Origin of the sequence: Marivirga arenosa (assembly GCF_030503875.2) — a bacterium.
GTDB lineage: Bacteria > Bacteroidota > Bacteroidia > Cytophagales > Cyclobacteriaceae > Marivirga > Marivirga arenosa.
The window spans coordinates 2,719,676-2,739,672 of the sequence record NZ_CP129968.2 but is presented as its reverse complement, the minus strand read 5'-3'; the positions used below and the strand labels follow the sequence as shown (position 1 = coordinate 2,739,672).

Annotated in this window: 8 protein-coding genes; 7 read left to right on the top strand and 1 reads right to left on the bottom strand. The window is 36.4% G+C overall.

Going from position 1 to position 19,997, the window contains the following annotated elements:
• Nucleotides 1–41: 41 nt before the first annotated feature.
• From QYS47_RS11760 to QYS47_RS11730, 7 genes are all read left to right on the top strand, one after another.
• Nucleotides 42–1,784 (top strand): hypothetical protein, encoded by a 1,743-nt coding sequence (locus QYS47_RS11760; protein ID WP_322346329.1) that lies wholly within the window; start codon nucleotides 42–44, stop codon nucleotides 1,782–1,784.
• Between the two features lie 128 nt (nucleotides 1,785–1,912).
• Nucleotides 1,913–6,349 (top strand): fibronectin type III domain-containing protein, encoded by a 4,437-nt coding sequence (locus QYS47_RS11755; RefSeq protein ID WP_322346328.1) that lies wholly within the window; start codon nucleotides 1,913–1,915, stop codon nucleotides 6,347–6,349.
• Nucleotides 6,336–6,953, top strand: a complete 618-nt coding sequence (locus QYS47_RS11750; protein WP_322346326.1) for a hypothetical protein — start codon at nucleotides 6,336–6,338, stop codon at nucleotides 6,951–6,953. The genes QYS47_RS11755 and QYS47_RS11750 overlap by 14 nt, the downstream gene beginning before the upstream one ends.
• 46 nt (nucleotides 6,954–6,999) lie before the next feature.
• Entirely contained in the window at nucleotides 7,000–11,781 is a 4,782-nt protein-coding gene (locus tag QYS47_RS11745; RefSeq protein ID WP_322346324.1) for a hypothetical protein, read from the top strand.
• Between the two features lie 3 nt (nucleotides 11,782–11,784).
• Complete coding sequence (locus QYS47_RS11740) at nucleotides 11,785–13,824, top strand: fibronectin type III domain-containing protein (protein ID WP_322346322.1); 2,040 nt, start codon at nucleotides 11,785–11,787, stop codon at nucleotides 13,822–13,824.
• 7 nt (nucleotides 13,825–13,831) lie between these two features.
• Nucleotides 13,832–18,181 (top strand): T9SS type A sorting domain-containing protein, encoded by a 4,350-nt coding sequence (locus QYS47_RS11735; RefSeq protein WP_322346321.1) that lies wholly within the window; start codon nucleotides 13,832–13,834, stop codon nucleotides 18,179–18,181.
• 175 nt (nucleotides 18,182–18,356) lie between these two features.
• A complete protein-coding gene (locus QYS47_RS11730) occupies nucleotides 18,357–18,818 on the top strand; it encodes a hypothetical protein (protein ID WP_322346319.1) in 462 nt (153 codons plus the stop codon).
• 3 nt (nucleotides 18,819–18,821) lie between these two features.
• Here QYS47_RS11730 and QYS47_RS11725 read toward each other — a convergent pair whose 3' ends face one another.
• A complete protein-coding gene (locus QYS47_RS11725; RefSeq protein ID WP_322346316.1) occupies nucleotides 18,822–19,862 on the bottom strand; it encodes a LacI family DNA-binding transcriptional regulator in 1,041 nt (346 codons plus the stop codon).
• Between the last annotated feature and the right edge of the window lie 135 nt (nucleotides 19,863–19,997).

Here is a 19,997-nt window from a genome sequence, read left to right as displayed (position 1 = left end):
GTTAATTATTTAACTAATTGTTTTAGCCAAAACTTTACCTATTGAAGTTCAGTATAACATTTAAAAACCTATTTTTTATCCTTGTGTTCTATTTGTCTTTGGGTATAAACCTCAAGATAAAATCGCAAAACTTAGAGTCAATAGGCAAAGAAAATCCGATCACTGTATCTGGTGGTGTTTCACTAAATCAAATCTTTTATGGTAATAATGGACTAGAATCTCGTAGAGATCCATATTCATTTTTTGCAAGTGGAAATATCAATTTTGACTTATACGGTTGGAGTGTTCCATTATCATTTTCCTATTCAAATCAACAGGTAACATTTCAACAACCATTTAATCAGTATAGTATTAATCCAACTTATAAATGGATTACAGGTCACTTTGGTTTTTCAAGCATGAATTTTTCACCTTATACTCTGGGTGGGCATAATTTCTTGGGAGCTGGCGTTGAAGCAAGGCCCGGGAAATGGCAGGTAAGTGCCATGTATGGTAGACTGTTAGCTCCAGTTCCGCCTGATTCCACATCTGACAATCGTGGAATCCCCGCTTTCAGGAGAATGGGATGGGGAATAAAAGCAGGGTATACTGATGGTCAGGATCAATTACATTTGATTTTATTTAATGCAAAAGATGATATTAACTCTATTGAATATGTACCGGAAGAAGAGGATATTTTACCGGAAGAAAATTTAGTAGTAAGCTTAATAGGGAGTAAAAAAATATTGGATCATTTTGTTTTAGAAGCTGAATATGCCATATCTGGTATAACTCGAGATATTAGGACGAGTCGAATAAATCCCGAAAGCTATAAATTTTTCAATAATGTAGGGAATTTATTTCAGCCAAGAGTGAGTACTGGTTATTATAATGCTTTCAATTCGAATCTAAATTATCAGGCAAGTGTATTTACGATCGGTGTAGGAGTTGAAAGAATTGATCCTGGTTACAGAACATTGGGTGCTTACTTTTTTAATAATGATTTAATTAATTATACAGTTAACGGAGCTACTTCATTCTTTCGAGGTAAGATAAATTTATCTGGAAATATTGGAGTTCAGGAAGATAATCTTGATAAGGAAAAAGTAAGCACAATGAGACGGACTGTTGGTTCTGTAAACATAGGGATTGCTGCAAGCGAGAGAATTAATTTATCGACATCCTATTCAAACTTTACTTCTTTTACCAATATTAGATCTCAGTTTGTAGATATTAACCAATTAACGCCTTATGATAATCTTGACACCTTAAACTATACTCAAATTTCTCAAAATGCTTCGGTAAATGGTAATTTCATTATTCAATCTAGTGAAGATAAAAGGCAGAATTTAAATATAAATTTATCATTTCAGGATGCTGCTGATCAACAAGGCGGGGTAGAACAAAATAGTGGATCTCAATTTTATTTAATGAATGCTGCTTATAGCTTGAGTTTAGTGCCTCAAAACATCAGTATTTCTGGGTCTTTCAATTATAATGAAAATAAAACGATAAATACTAAAAGTAGAACATTAGGACCTACCTTATCAATCAGTCAAAGTTATTTAGAAAAATTACTACGAGTGACTTTATCTAGCTCTTACAATAGCTCTTTTTCAGAAAATAGTAACACAGGGAATATATTAAATCTGCGACTGAATGGAAGTTATAAAATTAAAAAGAAGCACAATATTAATTTGGGATTAGTGATGGTTAATAGACAGAGTAATAGGGAAACTGCAACAAGCGATTTTACTGAATTTACAGCAACGCTGGGTTATAATTATAATTTTAGCTCTCGATAGAAAAATGAATAAAATAAGAATTTACATATTAAAATCCCCGAAAATCAATAGTCAATACAGTTTTGATATAAAGGGCAATCGAATATTAATGCCTTATTATGCTTTAATAATGACCAATCAAATACCGAATGCTTAAGAAAGTTTACATATATCTCTGTCTGCAATTACTGTTATTGGTAACAGGATCCTTATTAGCACAAACCTTCCCAGTTACGGTTTCCACTAATGTAACGCCACCTTATTCGACTTACCTGGCTGATTATGTAGCGCCCGGCTCTAATCGCATAGCGCTAAATGTTTTTTTAAATGATATAAACAGATCGGAATTACAAGTTAGGTTACGATTAAAAATTGAAGGTCAAGGGATATTGATTGAAACCAAACCTGAATATCTGCCTGCTCCATTAAATTTGCAAGGGGGTGTGCCTGAAAGACTAGTCGCAAGTGACTTAGCACCTTATTTTCAACCACAGAACCTTAATTTTAATGGCCTTACCCGTCTTCAATTTGAAAGAAGCGGACAATTACCAGAAGGACTTTACCGAATCTGTTTTGAAGTTTTAGAATACAATAGAGGAGCTAAACTGTCCAATACTGGTTGTGCTATGGCTTGGCTCATTCTTAATGATCCACCATTAATTAACCTACCAAGACAGAATGAGAAAATAAGACCACAAGATCCACAATATGTTACCTTCCAGTGGACTCCACGCCATACAGGATCTCCTAATTCAGCTTTCAGCACTGAGTATGAGTTTACTTTAGTAGAGCTATGGCCTGCAAATAGAAACCCCAATGACGCCATATTGACTTCGCCTCCTATTTACCAAACTACAACCCAGAGCACAACCCTAATCTACGGACCTGCAGAAACTCCACTTGAGCTTGGCAGACGCTATGCGTTTCAGGTAAGAGCCAAAAGTGTTACAGGGGCCGAAGAACTAGATCTATTTAAAAATCAAGGTAGAAGCCAAGTACATACTTTCCAATATGGCGATGAATGCAATATTCCGCGGAATATTTGGGCTCAGGCTAAAAATAGTGCAGGCTTTAGGGTTACCTTCGATTCAAACCCTAACCATTCTGCTTTTAGCTTACGCTATAGAAAGGCTAATAATCCAAATGCGAGATGGATTGAAGTAGACAGCTACTTTGAAGAAATCGAAATTAATGGTTTAACTGCTGAAACAGAATACGAATATCAATTAACAGGTGGTTGTGGTCCTTTTACTTCCACTTATAGTCCTGTAGCCACCGTTACCACTGATCCTGCACCCGAGATAACTTATGTATGCGGCTTGCCTCCTGATGATATCGACTTTGGTAATAATCAGCCTCTTCCAGCGCTAAACGCAAATGATATTTTGTATGCAGGAGATTTTGATGTGAAAATCTCTGAAGCCACGGGTTCAGCCGGTACCTTCACAGGTAAAGGAACTGTTATGGTTCCTTATTTAGATAACCTTCCCGTTTCGGTAGAATTCACCAATATTACAGTTAATACAGACTATAGAATGACGGCTGGTAGTATGGAAGTGAAGAGTGTAGGGCTAGACGTATTGCCGGATAGTTTTATTGATTTACTGGATGAGTTGGATGAATCATTGGCCAGTGTGGAGGATGTATTGGATGAGGTAAGCGATGGTTTAGATTTAGCAGATGAAATTTCTGATGAAGTAAGAGATTTAGCGGATGATATTTTAGATAACGGTCCTTTTACAGATGATGAAGAAGAAGAGATGGAGGATTATACCGTAGAGGACTATGAAGATGCTGCAGAAGAAGCCTTAAAAGATGCTGCGGCCACTATGGCTAATGGAGGGGCAACAACGCAAAATATTAGTAATGCAGCTACCAAAGTGGCAAAAGCTACAGCTCTAAAAAACAGAGCGAATAAATTACAGAACATCTATAACAATTCAGATACTCTTGATATCAGAGCTGTAGAATTTCATGAGAATTTGACTGAATTCAATGGGGATAAAATGGGATTTGATGCGCAAGCTCATAAAGCCCATCGCTTGCATTATAATATCATGATTTTAGCTGATGAAACGGTAGCGGTTCCTTGGGTGGCTACCAAAGCGGGTGAAGAAGGAAGTGTAAAGGCGAAATTTTTACCTACCGAAAAGGTGGAGAAAGAGAAGGTCAGATTTAAATCGGGTGTAGATGGACTGGATTTGGATGCGCAATTAAATGGAGAGGAATGGACGGTGACTCTACCGGCTATTCAAAAGGAACAGCCGCTAGTGGTTAATGCGATTGATCAGAATGGAGAAACCATTGGCAAACTCAACGCCATTGGCTATGAAGAAATAAAGAGAAAAGTGCATATAGTACCGGTAGGGAATACCACCGCTAATTTCTCCGATGGCCAATTAAATACTTACCTTAACCAAGTTTACGCCCAAGCAGGAGCTACTTGGGAGGTTGAAATGGAAGATGCTATTACTGCGGATGGCTATAATGGCACTTTGCAGGATGACGAGCAGCAAATGCTTTCAACCTACAGTGAAGGCATGAAAGCCATTATCAAAGCCTATAAAAATCAAGAAGGCGTAAGCATAGAAGATAATGAATTTTACTTATTCCTAGTAGATAAATCCCAAACCGGCAAAAGTGGCTATATGCCAAGGAAGTACCAATATGGCTTTATCTATATGGGGGAAAGCGGTGATAAGCTGCGCACCATTGCCCACGAATTAGGCCATGGCGCCTTCAGATTGCAGCACCCTTGGGAGGAATACCCAACCATAGCCCAAAGTAGCACGGATAACCTGATGGATTACGGCACGGGTACCAAATTGCGCAAATACCAATGGGATTTAATTCACAACCCGCCAGTTGTGCTTGGCTTTGTCGAGGATATTAATGAGGGTTCATTAGCCACAGCTAAATGGTTCACTCCTGATTGGAAGGTTTTCAAGGTGAAAGAATCTAAAACGATTTATGGTTCTACAATTGAACAGGTACCACAAGGAACCATTCCTGGTTTTACGGAAAATGGAGTACAGTATAAAGCAACTTTTGAAGGAGAAATATTTAAAGGATATTTTTCGGACAATGGTGCTGAACCTACTAGCATCGTTTATTTTCCTGATTCAAAACCAACTGATGAAGTATATTTATTTGAGAACTGGGGAGGTTGCGATCAAAATAAATATTACCGGACAACAAAAGAGTATGCTCTCAATAATAGGAATAAGACTACTTTCTTTTCTGATATAGGTGAAGGTAAGATAATTGAGTGTAAAGATGAGATTGATATTAGTGAATTGTATTACTCTGCTGGAATAATTGAAACAAATGAAGAATTGACCTGTGAAGATTTGCTGGCTGAATTTCAGAAATCAGAGTTAAGCAATAGCGATGTTTTAAGTAAAGCGATTGAGAATGACCCTTGTATATTAAAGACGTTAAGACCGGTAAGTGAAGGTTTAGGTTATCGAACGGAATGGATGAATGAATTCGATCAAGTGATAGCTGGCTTTTCTTTTACATTTATCGGAATTGCAGGTACAACAGTTTTACTGCCTCAGTTGGTGGAGATGTCTTCATACATATTGGAGCAAGAGACTGGAAGAAAATTTATGGAAGGGGCTTTATTCGAAGCTTTTAGTTATCGGTTAATACATGAATATTTTGGAGAAGGTGAACCTATTGACCCTTTGGACTATTCGACAGATGTACTAATCGCTGGAATTAGAAATGTAGTGAAATATGAAAAGACGCCACAGGTAGTAGCAGCATGTATTCAAGGAATGAACTTAAATGACTTCTATGAAATGATTCAAAAAGATACATACCCTGATGGAGAATTAGTTAAATTAGGTGCTGAATGCGTTATTCCTGCGTATTTAGAGTGGCAATTTGGAAGTGGAGTTTCTAATGAACTGGCTACTCAAATTCAAAGAAGCGGTTCCAATAAGTTATTAAGAGTGTTACGAAAATACAATTTACCTAAAGAAGTAGAATTTGATGTTATCGCTTTTATTTTCGACTTTGATGGGGTAGTAGCTAAGAGAGGCAATTACTGGAAAGAAAAAATGGTTGAACTTCTTCCTACGGAAAATGGATCTAAAGCTTATGATGTTTTAAGAGAAGCTAATTTTGATTTAGGTCGATTGTCTTGGCGAAATTTTGAGCGTTTGAACGCTATTGTAGCGAACAACGGTACTGCTGGCTTGAAAGAATTATTTGAAGGGACTAAGGATGTAAATAGAATGTTAGTCTATTTACACAAGACTTCTTCTAATTATCAGCAGTACATTACAGCTATGAATAAGATTAAAACGGAAGGTTTATTTGAGGGCACAGTCACCATCAACGGAAAACCCATGAATACACAGGATTTTTTCGAAAATGAAGTGGCAGGAAGTACTTATTATTATTTAGATGGTGGAGGAACTACGATTAGCATATTGAAAGCTTTCGAGGCAAGTGATTTAGCCATAGAAATGATAGTGGATAAAACAACCAATACAATAATATCGGTTGATCAAGGTGCATTTGGAGCTATGAGTACTGGTTACATTTTAGAGATAGTTACTGATGATGAAGAATAGATGGTTAATAAGTAGTTTCTGGCTTTTATTATTAAGTGGATCAATTTATGCTAAAATAAAACTTGCATCACTCTTTGTTTGTGAAAGGTCATTACCGCTTAATGGTTTAGAGTCATGGCTAGTAATAATTTTTACAGTGTTTTTTTTACATAGATTCCTTTTTTCAGTATGTGTGAAATTAAATAAAGACCGTAAAGTCCAGCTGTTCCTTTTATTAACACTTGTCTATTTCGCTATAGTTTTAAAGATGGAAAATAAAACTGAAATTAATGATTTAAAAGAAAAGGGTGGAGTTGTGATTTCTTCGAAAATTCTATCTAAACATTCTTCTAAAAAGGGCAGGGGGCACTTTACGGTCATATATAATTATCTGGGTAATTCAGTTGAGAGATTTATGGAAGTAGAGGGTGACGATTTTAAGAAAAAAAAGGAAGGGGATAAAGTGTTAGTTTTGTTTTCTCCGACCTGTCGTTCTACAATTATAAAATATGATTTTTATCCTTCGAAATCGGATATTAAAAAATGCTTGAATGGCTGTGAGTTTGAGTACGGTAAAAAAGGATTAAGTCCGATAAGAAGTAAAAAACAAAAGACAAAAGACTAACCAATTTACCGCAACCAAAACAAAATATTTAATTAGGTACTGAAATATGAAAAAAACTTTACTGATATTCTTTATTACACTAAGCGCTTTAGGACAGCTGCTGGCTTTTTCTGGCAGTACAAGCACCGATATTCTAGGCCTAAGCAGCAATAAAGCAACTGATTTAGTAATTTTCCCTTCTGAGGACACTGCTTTAGTTATAAATGGTCATGATTTATTAACTAAAAACGCAGAAACTCCTCCGCTAGACTCAGGTAATATAGCATCGACTGTTAATCCACGCACTCCAAAAAACCTAAATACCAATAACCATTTCCCGATTCCCAATAGCCGATTAGCTAATTATCAATCTCCCAATGACCAACCCGGTACCTATCGTGGCCAATCCTCTAATGTCTCACTGCATCCCGAAGGATTAATCCCTTCTTCTGATCCTATAGACTCTGTTCAGTATTACATAGCTAAAGCGCAATCGGTTATTCAAGAGGTTCGTGATTTAAATAAATTTGTGGGCTACTTGGATGGGGAAGCATTGCAATCTCTACCTGTGGGTATTCACAAAGAAATAGGAGGCTTAGATTATGACATTGCAATTTCAAGCATTAAGCTCAAGCCTCGCTATGCGGAACTGGAAATCTTTATGAGTTTTGAAATGCCACAAAACGGTAAAACCCTTACTTTCATGGCAAAAGGGGTGAAATTTACAAAAGCAGGTGCTATTGTTGGAGATGCCAGTCTGCAACTTCTGGGCGATTATGCCATCAATTTACAAGGGGATAAATCTCAAATTATTCTAAAAGAAGGCACAAAAGTTGATTTTGATTGTAGTGGCTTTTTAGCCATGCAGTTAAATGCCGATATCAAATTTGCTCGTAGTCTTATTGTACCTGAGAATCAAGCCGGGGACACCATTTCAGGAAATGTGATTACTAGCTTTGAAACCACGCTTCAAAACTGGAATGATTTGGTAATAGAAATGGATATGCCTCCTTTTCAGTTAGCATCTTTAAAAGGTGTAGGCTTTAGTGCCCAAAAAGTAGTTTTCGATTATTCAGATTATAGAAATGCGGCTAATGTTCAATTCCCGGATGATTACCAGTCGCCTGCAATTATGGCTGGTCTACCCAATCTTTGGAGAGGCTTTTATATGCGAGAATTAATGGTAGCACTCCCACCTGAATTCAATAAGTCGGGAGCCAGCGAGCGTACGCAATTCTTTGCTCAAAATGTATTAATTGATGACATGGGATTCAGCGGTTTGTTAACGGCAACTGAGCTCATCAATAAAGATAATGGAGACATGAATGGCTGGGCTTATTCTATAGACAGCCTTCAAATAGATATTATGGCGAACAGTATCCGAAGTGGTAGTTTTTCAGGAGGTATTATCATTCCCATTTCAGGTGAAGAAAGGCCATTTGATTATTCTGCCTTAATCCAGTCAGGCAGCGACTATGTTTTCAACGTACAAGCCCCAGACAGTTTGGAGTTTCCGATGTTTAAAACCAGCAAATTAGAGCTTTATCCTAACTCTTACGTGGAAATAAAAGTGGTGGATGGGAAATTCAGGCCAAAAGCCAACTTACATGGTAAAATGAATATTCAGGCTCAATTGGGTAATAATGAAAACAAAAAAGGGGTAGAATTAGCCGATATTACCTTTGAGAACTTACAAGTGCAAACTGTTAAGCCTTTCATTCAAGCTGGGAATTTCTCCTTTGGTTCAGAAGCAGCGCAACAAGCCATGGCTAATTTCCCGGTAAGCATTAACAATATTGGGATGAAAACCATTTCGGATACAGAGGTAGGCTTAGAATTTGATTTATTGTTAGGTTTAACGGGTTCTGATGGAGGCTCTTTTGGAGCGGATGCTGGATTAACTATTGTTGGAGAATTACCAGAAGGAGAAAAAATAAAAAAATGGAAATATAAAGAAATTCAGGTTCGTGATATCGCTATTGATATAGATGGCGGTGCCTACAAATTTAATGGACAGCTTACTTTCTTTAAAAATGACCCAATGTACGGTGAAGGTTTTAATGGACAAGTGCAAGCCGAATTTAAGCCAGGTATTAAACTTCAGGCCACTGCAATCTTTGGTAATGTAGAGGGGTATCGCTATTGGTATGCCGATGCCTTGGGGTCGTTTTCCGAAGGGCTTCCTATTTTTACTGGAGTGGGTATTTACGGCTTTGGAGGTGGTGCTTATTACCGAATGGCAATGGACACTAAGGGCGTAGGAAGTTCACTTGGAGAAACTGCTTCAGGTGTAGTTTATGTACCGAAAGAATCAGCAGGTTTAGGACTTAAAGCCACGGTTGAATTAGGCTCACATCCTAAACCGGAAGCCTTTAATGGAGACCTTACCTTTGAAGTAGCCTTTAACAAGGGAGGCGGTATGCGTTATGTTTCATTTAAAGGCAATGGATATTTAGCGACTCCGCCAGCAGAAGGGACTTTAGCCAAGATTAAAGAGAAAACGCAGAAGCTGGCTTCTGTAGTAGCTAAAGCAGAAAAAGTAGCAGGAAATATTCCTGGAGGTGCACTTTTAGCAAAGAATGCGGAGGCAGATCAAAGTGTGACTCAGATTTATGGACAAATAGGGGCAGCTGCTGGAGAAAAGGGGCAAATTTCTGCCAGCGTATTTATTAGTTATGATTTTAATAACAAAGAATTACACGGCAATTTTGAAACCTATGTCAATGTAGCGGGTGGTATAATCAAAGGAAGCGGGGCTGGAGGTAGAGCTGGTTGGGCAGTATTGCATTTTGCACCTGACGATTGGTATGTATATGCCGGAACGCCAGATGACAGGATTGGCTTAAGTATGGGAGTTGGACCAATTAGGGCAGAAGCCACTAGTTATTTAATGGTGGGTACGGACATAAAAGGTAGCCCGCCACCCCCTGATAATGTCAAGAATAATTTAAAGGGGGTAGAATTGGATTATATGCGTGATATGAATGCATTAGAGAATGGTGGGGGTTTTGCGTTTGGCTCTGCTTTTTCTATAGATACTGGAGACTTGACGTTCTTGATGTTTTATGCAAGTCTCTCAGCTGGGGCTGGTTTTGATATTATGTTAAAAGATTATGGAAATGTGACGTGTGCAGGTAGTTCCGATCCTTTAGGTGTAAATGGATGGTATGCCAATGGTCAGGCCTATGCTTATTTTGACGGTAAAATAGGAATTAAGGTGAAGCTATTTGGTAAAAATAAAAAGGTGGATATATTGAATTTAGGTGCAGCAGCGGTATTGCAGGCTAAATTGCCAAATCCATTTTGGATGCGAGGGATAGTAGGAGGGAGCTTTAGTGCTTTAGGTGGGCTTGTAAAAGGTGATTGTCAGTTCGAGGTCACAATTGGTGAAGAATGTGATATGGAAGGTGGAAATCCTTTGGAAGGAGTTCAAGTTATTGCTGAACTTACCCCTCGAGATGGGGAAAAGGATGTTAATGTATTCAATAATCCCCAAGCCGTATTCAATATGGCGGTGGACGAAATATTTGAAATGGTTGATGAAGATGAACAAAAGAAGACTTTCCGTATAAAATTAGATGAGCTCAAAGTACTAAACGGTACTACTGAAATTGCTGGCGATCTGAACTGGAATACTACGAATGATGTGGTGGCCTTTGATTCATATGATATTTTTCCTTCCGAAAAAGAATTAACATTTAGAGTAAAGGTAAGTTTTGAAGAGAAAAAAGCTGGTGCATGGAGTCCCGTAATAGTCGATAATAAGAAATATATCGAAGAGAAATCCATCAAATTCACCACAGGAATAGCTCCTGATTATATACCTCAAGAAAATGTGGAATACTCCTATCCTATTGTAAATCAGCTTAATTTCTATAAGGACGAATATAATAAAGGATATATCAAATTGGATAAAGGTCAACCTGAGCTGTTTCAAGTAAGCAGCGAATGGACGCAAAGAGCTAGATTTACGCCTTCAGGTGGAGAAGGCGTCTACCTAAATTATTCGTATTCCAACTCCAGCAGGGAAGTTACTTTCGATATACCTGCAAATTTGAGCAAGAACAAAATTTATCAGTTTGAATTGGTAAATCTTCCTGCAAAAAAGGCTGAAGCCATAGATCGAAACGTCAGTGAACGTAGTGATAAACTAACGGTAGGAAATAACAAGCTTGATACTGAAATCAGAACTAAAACAGCAGAAGGTACTATAGACCAATTGCAGGAAAAGCAGGTGTTTGGAATGAATTTCAGAAGTAGTAAGTATTCTACCTTTGGAGAAAAGGTAAATAAAATGAGTTTAAATAAGGGATACTCTTCAAGTGTGTTGAATGGTATTGATGAACTTAAAACTGATCCGGATTTGGATGAGGCATTTGGAAGTCATGAGATAGGTAGTGGAACGGAAAATCTGGTGGTAGTGAAAGCCAGAACGGATAACAACTGGTATCAGAATGAGGTCTATCCTTTAGTTTATGATGATTATCCTATCCAGGGAAAAATGAAATTTACCCACAGGAATACAAATGTCTTAGGGACTATACCTTTAAAAGCCATAAATATTATCCAGAGCCCGGATGATTTAACAAGTAGGAGTGCTAGTCAGACTATTAATTCCTTAAAAATCATATATGATCTCCCATTTGAGATGAATGCAGACTATATGAATTTAATAAATCAAGCTGCCGATGCTTCCGTAGAGCAGAATACTTCAAGAATCAATTACTTATTTAGTCGCCCTTTTCCATGGTTGAAATACGATGATTACAGTGTTGAATTTCTCTATGTACTACCGGGTGAAAAGTCGGTTAATAACAGTGGAAACAAAGTGATTGATTATAATTATTAACTTATGAAGTTGACAAGAATTTACATACTTGCCGTAATTTACTTTGCCCTTGTTCATTATATAAACGGACAAGCGTTTTCTAGAGATAGTATTTTAGTGAAAGCCAAGGTTTATGAGGATTCAGTTTCACTAAGATGGGCTCCTTCCAATCACATTTTCTGGCAGAAACTGAATAGGACGGGGTATGCTATTGAGCGATATACAATTATAAGAGATTCAGTTTTGCTCGATGAAAAGCCTAAAACAACACTATCTTCACTGGTGAAGGCTTTTCCGCTTGAAAAATGGGAGAGTTTTGTAGATGCGAACGATTATGCTGCAATTGCAGCTCAGGCACTTTATGGAAGTACCTTTCAATTTTCAAATGAATCTAGTAATGACATTGCTAGCATAGTGAACACCTCCAAGGAGCAACAGACCCGTTTTTCCTTTGCTTTATTTTCTGCCGATATGTCATTCAAGGTAGCTAAATATGCTGGTCTAGGCTTTTCAGATTTGAGTATTAAAGATAATGAAACCTACCTCTACCGCATAATAGCTAACAACATGGATACTACTGATTATCAATACGGTTTCATTTATGTGGATGCAAGGAAAATGAGTCAGTTACCTCCATTACAAAAACCTGAAGCAGATTTTGGAGATGGTAATGTGATGTTATCCTGGGACATCTATAAATATAAAGATTTTTATACCGGATATTTTGTTGAAAAATCTTATGATTCCATCAACTTTTTCAAAGTGAATGATAAGCCTTTTTTGTCTCCAGATAAGCAGGGCTTTATCTACCGGAAGAGTGATAGTCTTAGAGCGAATAATGAGAAGGTCTATTATCGTATTGTAGGAGTCGATCAGTTTGGCGATTTTGGCGAACCTTCCGAAATAGTATCAGGAAAAGGACAAATGTCCATGGTCGAACGTGCAGTTTTAAGTGAATATGAAATTTCAGAAAATACAACAAGGCTAAAATGGACTTTTCCGATAAATCAGGAGCAAAATATCAAGGGGTTTTATATTGAACGGAGTGATAAACAAAGTGGCCCCTTTAAAAGAGAAAATAATGATTTGATTGAAAAGTCTGTTAGGGAATATACTGTTAAAGACAATTTCAATACCTCCTACTTCAGAATAACTACAAAAGGTGTAAATGATATTGAACAACAGTCATTTCCAATTCTTGTACAGAAGATAGATAGTATTCCTCCTGATAGCCCTTCGGAATTAAAGTATGTTGTTTCTTCTGAGGGTGAAGTGTATCTGAGTTGGGGAGAAAATAAAGAGGAGGATTTACTTGGATATCGTATTTATAGATCCAACTTTGAAAACAGTGAATTTTCTGAAATAACCAAATCACCCGTTTTAGGAACTACTTTTACAGATCGCATTGAAATAAAAAATTTAAGTAAAAATATATATTATAAATTAAAAGCCATTGATAACAGGTACAACCCCTCTGAGTTTAGTGATATTTTGAAAGTAAAAAAACCTGATTTTATACCACCTGTCCCACCTGTTTTAAAAAATTATGAGTTTACAAATGATGGTATAAAGATATATTGGGAAAAAAGTTATAGTTCAGATATCAATAAGTATATAATTTACAGAAAAAGAGAAGAAGCTTTAGAATGGACTGATATAGGAACTAAAAATAGAATGAGTGAATCGTTTCAGGATGAGAATATTCAAAATAATAAGAATTACTATTATATGGTTGTCGCTCAAGATTCCATGGGATTAAGTTCTGAGTCATCGAATATTATAAAATTAAAAACGCAAGATAAATTTTTTTCTTTTCCAGATGAATTCTTTACAGTGCTTGCAGATGAAAAAGGGTTTATTATAAAATGGCAGCTTTCTGATGATTTCATTGGCGAGAAAGTTTTGATTTATAAATTAATAGAAGACAATGTGGTGCTATATGCAACGCAGGAATTTGATGAGTTTGAATTCTTAGATCTTTCAAAGTCTAATGAGTTTTTATATTACTTACAAATTAAGGATAAATCTGGAAAGTACTCAAGCATGAAAAAGTACGCTAAATAAGTGTTTTATGAAATATAAATATATTAATTTTATCGTAACCCTTGTATTCTTATTAGGCTTTGCAAGTAGTAGCTTTGGTCAAGATAGAAGATTTACAATAAATGGGGCAGCAGAGAAGTGTCCGAGTTCCGAAATATCTTATAGTTACACTTTTAATCCTTTAATAGGTGAAGAAGGGTGTACATATAGTAGCCGGAAGTGGAATGTAACAGGTGGGACAATTGTAGGGAATGATAATGGAGGCACAGTATTGGTTAGATGGGGAAGTGGTGCAACTGGTACAGTTTCTGTAACATTTACCGGTAAAAGCGATATTTGTATAAAAAATGGTGATTATGCTTCTCTCACGGTTACATCAAAAATACCAACAACAGCACCAGCAGCTCCTACAGGTATTACAATTGATAATCCTGTCAGTAGTTTTTGTCCTAGTGATGTAATTTCTTTGGAAGCCACAGTGGATCCTGATCTTAATGCAGATGGAGATAGCAAGAATAACGTAGATTATATTTGGGAAAGAAAAATTGGAGAAGGTAGTTGGGGAGGTAGAAGAAGGACGTCAAGTAAAACTTTGAACTGGACTGTGCCCAATTTAAATATAAATACCGATGATTCAGAAGATATAGTGTTTCGGGTTAAAACTGTTTATCGAAATTGTTCCAGTGGTGCAGTAGAATCTGCTTTTTCTGGCGAAAGTGCTACCTCATTCATAAATATCCGACCACCACTTCCAGATTATGATATTATAAACAAGTCATGCAATTCAGAATCTGGAATTAGAATCAATTCTATTGGAGGTGCGGGTGATCTACAAACTGAATTTAGAATTCAGGATTTCCCAGGGTCAATGCCAACATTTAAAAGATCAGATTTACCACTAAGGCTAAATATAGATCCGGGTTCATATGTTTTAAAATTACAGTACAAAAACAATCCTATTTGTACGCGAATTCTGGATTTTAATATTGAAGATGAAACTGTAGATCTTACAGTCAGTTTTTCTAATATATCGAATGTATCATGTTTTGGTGGAAGTGACGGAGCAGCTACTATCAATGTAACAGGTGGGAGTGGATCGTATACATATAAATTGAATGGTAGTGCTGTCACAAGCAACATCAGCGGTTTAGCTGCAGGTTCTTACACTGTCGATGTTAATGAAGGAATTAACTGCGTTGGACAAGAAACATTTACTATTTCCCAACCCGATGCAGCCCTGGAAATAACAAACGCTTATGCCTCTAGAGATGATTTAAATGGTTTTGATATTTCATGTAAGGGTGGTAGCAATGGTCAAATTGCAGTAGAGGCAATAGGGGGTACCCCTCCTTACAGATACAGCATAAATGGTATCACCTATACAGGTAATCTTACTGGTTTAAGTGCAGGAACTTATAATGTCTATGTAAAGGATGATAAGGGTTGTGTGGCTACCTATTCTGAAACAGTGACATTAGTTGAACCTGATCAAATTACAGCAAGTATTACAAAAACTAATCCGATTTGTGCCTTTGACAATAGCGGTGCTATAACAGTTAGTAATGCGACAGGTGGCACTGGCACCTATATGTACTCCCTTAATGATGTAGACTATCTTACTACAAACACATTTACAGGAAGATCAGCTGGAAGCTATACCGTCTGGATAAAAGACCAGAACGGGTGTAAAAAATCATATGCGGTCACATTGGAAGATCCAGAGGAGATAACTTTTGGTGTAAGCACAATTAATCAGAGCTGTCCATCTAACCTGGATGGTTCTATTACAATAGAGAATGTAACTTATGGAACTGCTCCGTACCAGTATTCAATTGACGGGGCATTCTTCAAGAGTGATAATACATATGATTTTCTCGAAACTGGTACTTACCCTGTAACGGTTCGGGATGATAATCAATGTACGAAGACCATAAATGTATTTGTAGCCATTAATGATCCTCTGGAGCTTACTCCGGTTTTTTCAAGCTATAATGGGTACGAAATTTCTTGTTCTGGTGCTGAAGATGGTAGTATTGAAGTAAATGTTGCAGGAGGCACTGGAGCTGATTATACGTATTCCTGGAGCGGTTTTCCAGACAATACAAGCAATCGTCTAGAAGGTCTTGAAGCGGGCACTTATACAGTTGAAGTGACGGATGGCAGAGCCTGTTCAATTATAAAAAGTTATACGCTTACTGAACCTTCTCCACTTCGAGCTGATGCTTTGATAAGCGATTATGATGGTTTTAATATAAGTTGCTTTGGATTTAATGATGGTGCCATTCAAGTGGAAGCCACTGGTGGCACCACTCCTTATTCTTACTTATGGTCTACCGGAGAAACTACACCAAATATCACTGATTTAACTGCCGGTGACTACAGTGTAGAAATTACGGATTTCAATGGTTGTTCTATAACTGAAAATTATTCGCTTACTGAACCGGATCAATTAAATTTTCTTGAACCTCAAATTACTGATGTTGAGTGTTTTGGTGATGCTTCAGGTCAAGTAATTTTATATACTTCAGGAGGAGTTAGCGATAAACAATTTTCAATGGATGGGATTAACTTTCAGAGCGAAAATGTTTTTAATAATTTAATGGCAGGTGATTATACTTTCTATGTAAGGGATGCAAATAATTGCGCTGATCAAATTGAATTGAATATTTCACAACCAAGTAGATTGAATGTTTCAATAGTTAATGCCGGAAACGCTCGTTGTGGCGATGCAGTGGGTTTTGCTAAAGCTTCTATTGAAGGAGGAATTGAACCGTATAACGTACAATGGGTAAATAATGCGGGCGAAGTTGTTGAACAAGGCTTAGAACTTAATAACGTTTTAGCAGATATTTATAGGGTTATAGTAAATGACGCCAATAATTGTGTGGATGAAAGTATTGTTTATATCACGAGTACTGATGGGCCTCAAGTGAGCGTTGACTACATATATCCAACAAGTTGTTTTGACTCAGCTGATGGGAGGGCTTCTATATCAATTTCAGGTGATGGACCGTTTGATGTTAGTTGGGCTAATGGGGAAATCGGTAAATCGGCAACAGAATTAGTTTCAGGTATAAATGCTGCTAAAATAACAGATGTAAATGGTTGTGTTGTTGTTAAACAGATTGATGTCCCTTCACCAGAACCTATAGTTATTTCTATTGTCGAAAGCATCCTTCCTACTTGTTACAACGGAGCGGATGGTTCTATTGAGGTAGATATAACAGGAGGAACTGGAGATTATGATATTTCGTGGTCAAATGGAAGTTCTACAAAATCGATTTCCAATATTGCTAGCGGTACCTACAATATTACAGTTTCTGATGAAAATGGTTGTTCTTTAACTAAAAGTATTTTTATAGGAGAAAAAGAGCCGCTAGATTTGGAAATTATAGAAGTAATTAATCCATCCTGTGTTGGCAGTTCGAATGGAAGTATTGAAGTTAAAGCAATTGGTGGTAATAAAGGCTATACCTATAAATGGAATAATGGAAAAATTGGAGCTAAATTGACCGAGGTTTCAGCTGGTAATTATTCAGTTACGGTGATTGATTCTGAAGGGTGTACATTTGAAGAGCCTATTACCATAGTTGATCCAGAACCTTTTCAGATACAAGTTGATACAGAATTAGAGATTTGTACTGGGTCCTCCTTTATTACCGATTACAATATTCCAGGAGCTGTCAAGTATTTTTGGAGTTCCGAAAATGGTTTTGAAAGTGATCAGCGAATAGTAGAGTTATCAACAGAAGGTACTTATCAATTAACTGTTGAAAACGAAAATGGCTGTATTGCTACTGAGAATTTTGAATTAATTGTATCTGATGATTTATTAAGTGCTGATATGACAATGGCCTCAGAGGCAATTATTGGGGATACCATTGTAGTTATTGATATAAGCTGGCCAATTCCTGATGAAGTAAGTTGGGAAATTCCGGAAGGTGTCACTGTATTAGAAGAAAATAATGATTATGTATCTTTAATATTTAATCAGGAAGGCTCTTTTGAACTAGGTTTAGAAGTAAAACAAGCAGAATGTTTAGATTACTATTCACAAATAATCAATATTTCATCCAAGAGTCAGGAAGAAAATTCCAATCAAAGAAATTTCGGGATTTCAGAGAAGCTAATCAAAAAATTTAATGTATATCCTAATCCAATAGTCAATAATTTTAATATTGATATTGAACTATCTCAAAAACACGATTTATCTGTAAATATTATAGATTTGAAAGGAAATAGGATCATATTCAATGAGAGTTTTAAAGACAAAATTGAGTATTTGATACCTATGAAAGACATACTCAATTCTGGTGTTTATATCGTGAGAATAAATGTGGGAGGTGAAAGTTCTTATAAAAGAATTATAGTCAGATGATAATATTTATTAAAAGTGATATTATTTTGCATTTGGTTGTCACAACAAATAAAGGCTAAGTAATGTTATTTGTAGTTATATTAAATTTATTTATCGAAAATAATATTTTTCTCTCCTTAATCGTGTCAATTATTTCACTGATTATTTATATTGCTGATAAATCAAACAAAAAACTATGATACCAGAACTTCAAAACTTAAATGAGTCTGAAATAGATCTATTAAAAAAAATACCGGCTATGGTGACCATATTAATCGCTGGCGCTGATGAGGAAATAAGCAAAAGTGAATTAAAGGAGGCGGTTAATGTTACGAAGATTAAGCAAAGTAAGGCCAGGAAAGAATTATTAAGTTATTACAAAGAAGTAGCCCCTGATTTTGAAGAGAGTTTAAATGAGTTATTAAATTCATATCCTCAGGAAGCAGAAGTAAGAAGTAAGCAAGTAATAGAGGAAATAGAAAGATTAAATTCAATATTAACTAAAGTGGATAAAGATTGGGCCGTTCAGTTTATTGAATCCATGAAGGATATTGCAAAAAGAGTTGCAGAAGCAGCGGGTGGAGTTTTTGGATATTTATCAATTGGTTATGAAGAATCAAAATTGATTGATTTGAAAATGATTAAAGTACCAGCATAAAAATCATTCATTTTTATTGCCCAATGTAGATTCACGTAATATTAAGGAGGTTTCCATTACGTGGGTCTTATACTGCACGGGTTTATTCTGTTTGCTCAATTCAATTTCATTTATAATTAATTCTACAGCTTTTTTGCCCATTTCTTGGTCGGGTTGAATTACAGATGAAAGGGGAGGATCAATAACAGAAGACATATTCCAATCACTAAATCCCATCACGGCCACTTCTTCTGGAATTTTTATATTCAATTTTTTTAAGGCTTTTATGGCTCCAATTGCAGCTGGGTCAGTAGCGCAAAATATGGCGTTGGGTTTATCATGCTGCTTCATTAATTCAAGGGTGGCGTTATATCCATCTTCTTGTGATACTAAGTTACATTTTTTTATAAAATGATCTTTGAGTTCGAGATTATGTTGCTTCAAAGCAGCTTTATACCCTCTATACCTTTCTTTTGTAGTATGAGGCTCTAATGAGCCTGTGATATGGGCGATTTTAGTTTTGCCAATTTGCACTAAATGCTCAGTTGCTTCAAAAGCCCCTTTAAAATCATCGCAAATAATTTTAGCCGTTTCTAGAGCATTGCTTACTTTATCAATCATCACCACGGGTACATTATGATTTTGCAAACTCCTAAGATGATCTACATTGGTGGTGCTGTCTGATAATGAAATAATAAGTCCATCTATCATACTTCTCTGAAAGGTTTGAACCCCTCTCAATTCTGATTGATAGGATTCATTACTTTGATACAGCATAATGCCGTAACCCGCTTTTTCTGCTTCTGTAATAATGCCATTAATAACATTTGAGAAAAAGTGATGCACGATTTGGGGAATGATAGCTCCTATAATGAAGGATTGCTGATTCTTGAAGTTAACTGCGAATTCATTTCGCTGATAATGAAGCTTCTCTGCTAATTCAAATACCTTTTTTTTAGTGCTTTCGCTGATGTCAGGTTTATTGTTTAAAGCGCGAGAAACTGAGGGGACACTCAGTCCTAATTCTTTTGCTATGTCTTTTAACCTAATGTTATGTTTACTCATTTTTATATTATTTTAACAAAAAAGCCCTTTTTTATTTAGAAAGATTATAAATAAAGTAGAAAATATTTACGTAAACGATTACGTAAGGGACTAAGTGTACAATTTACACTGAAAGTCTTGCAGAGATTAGATGTA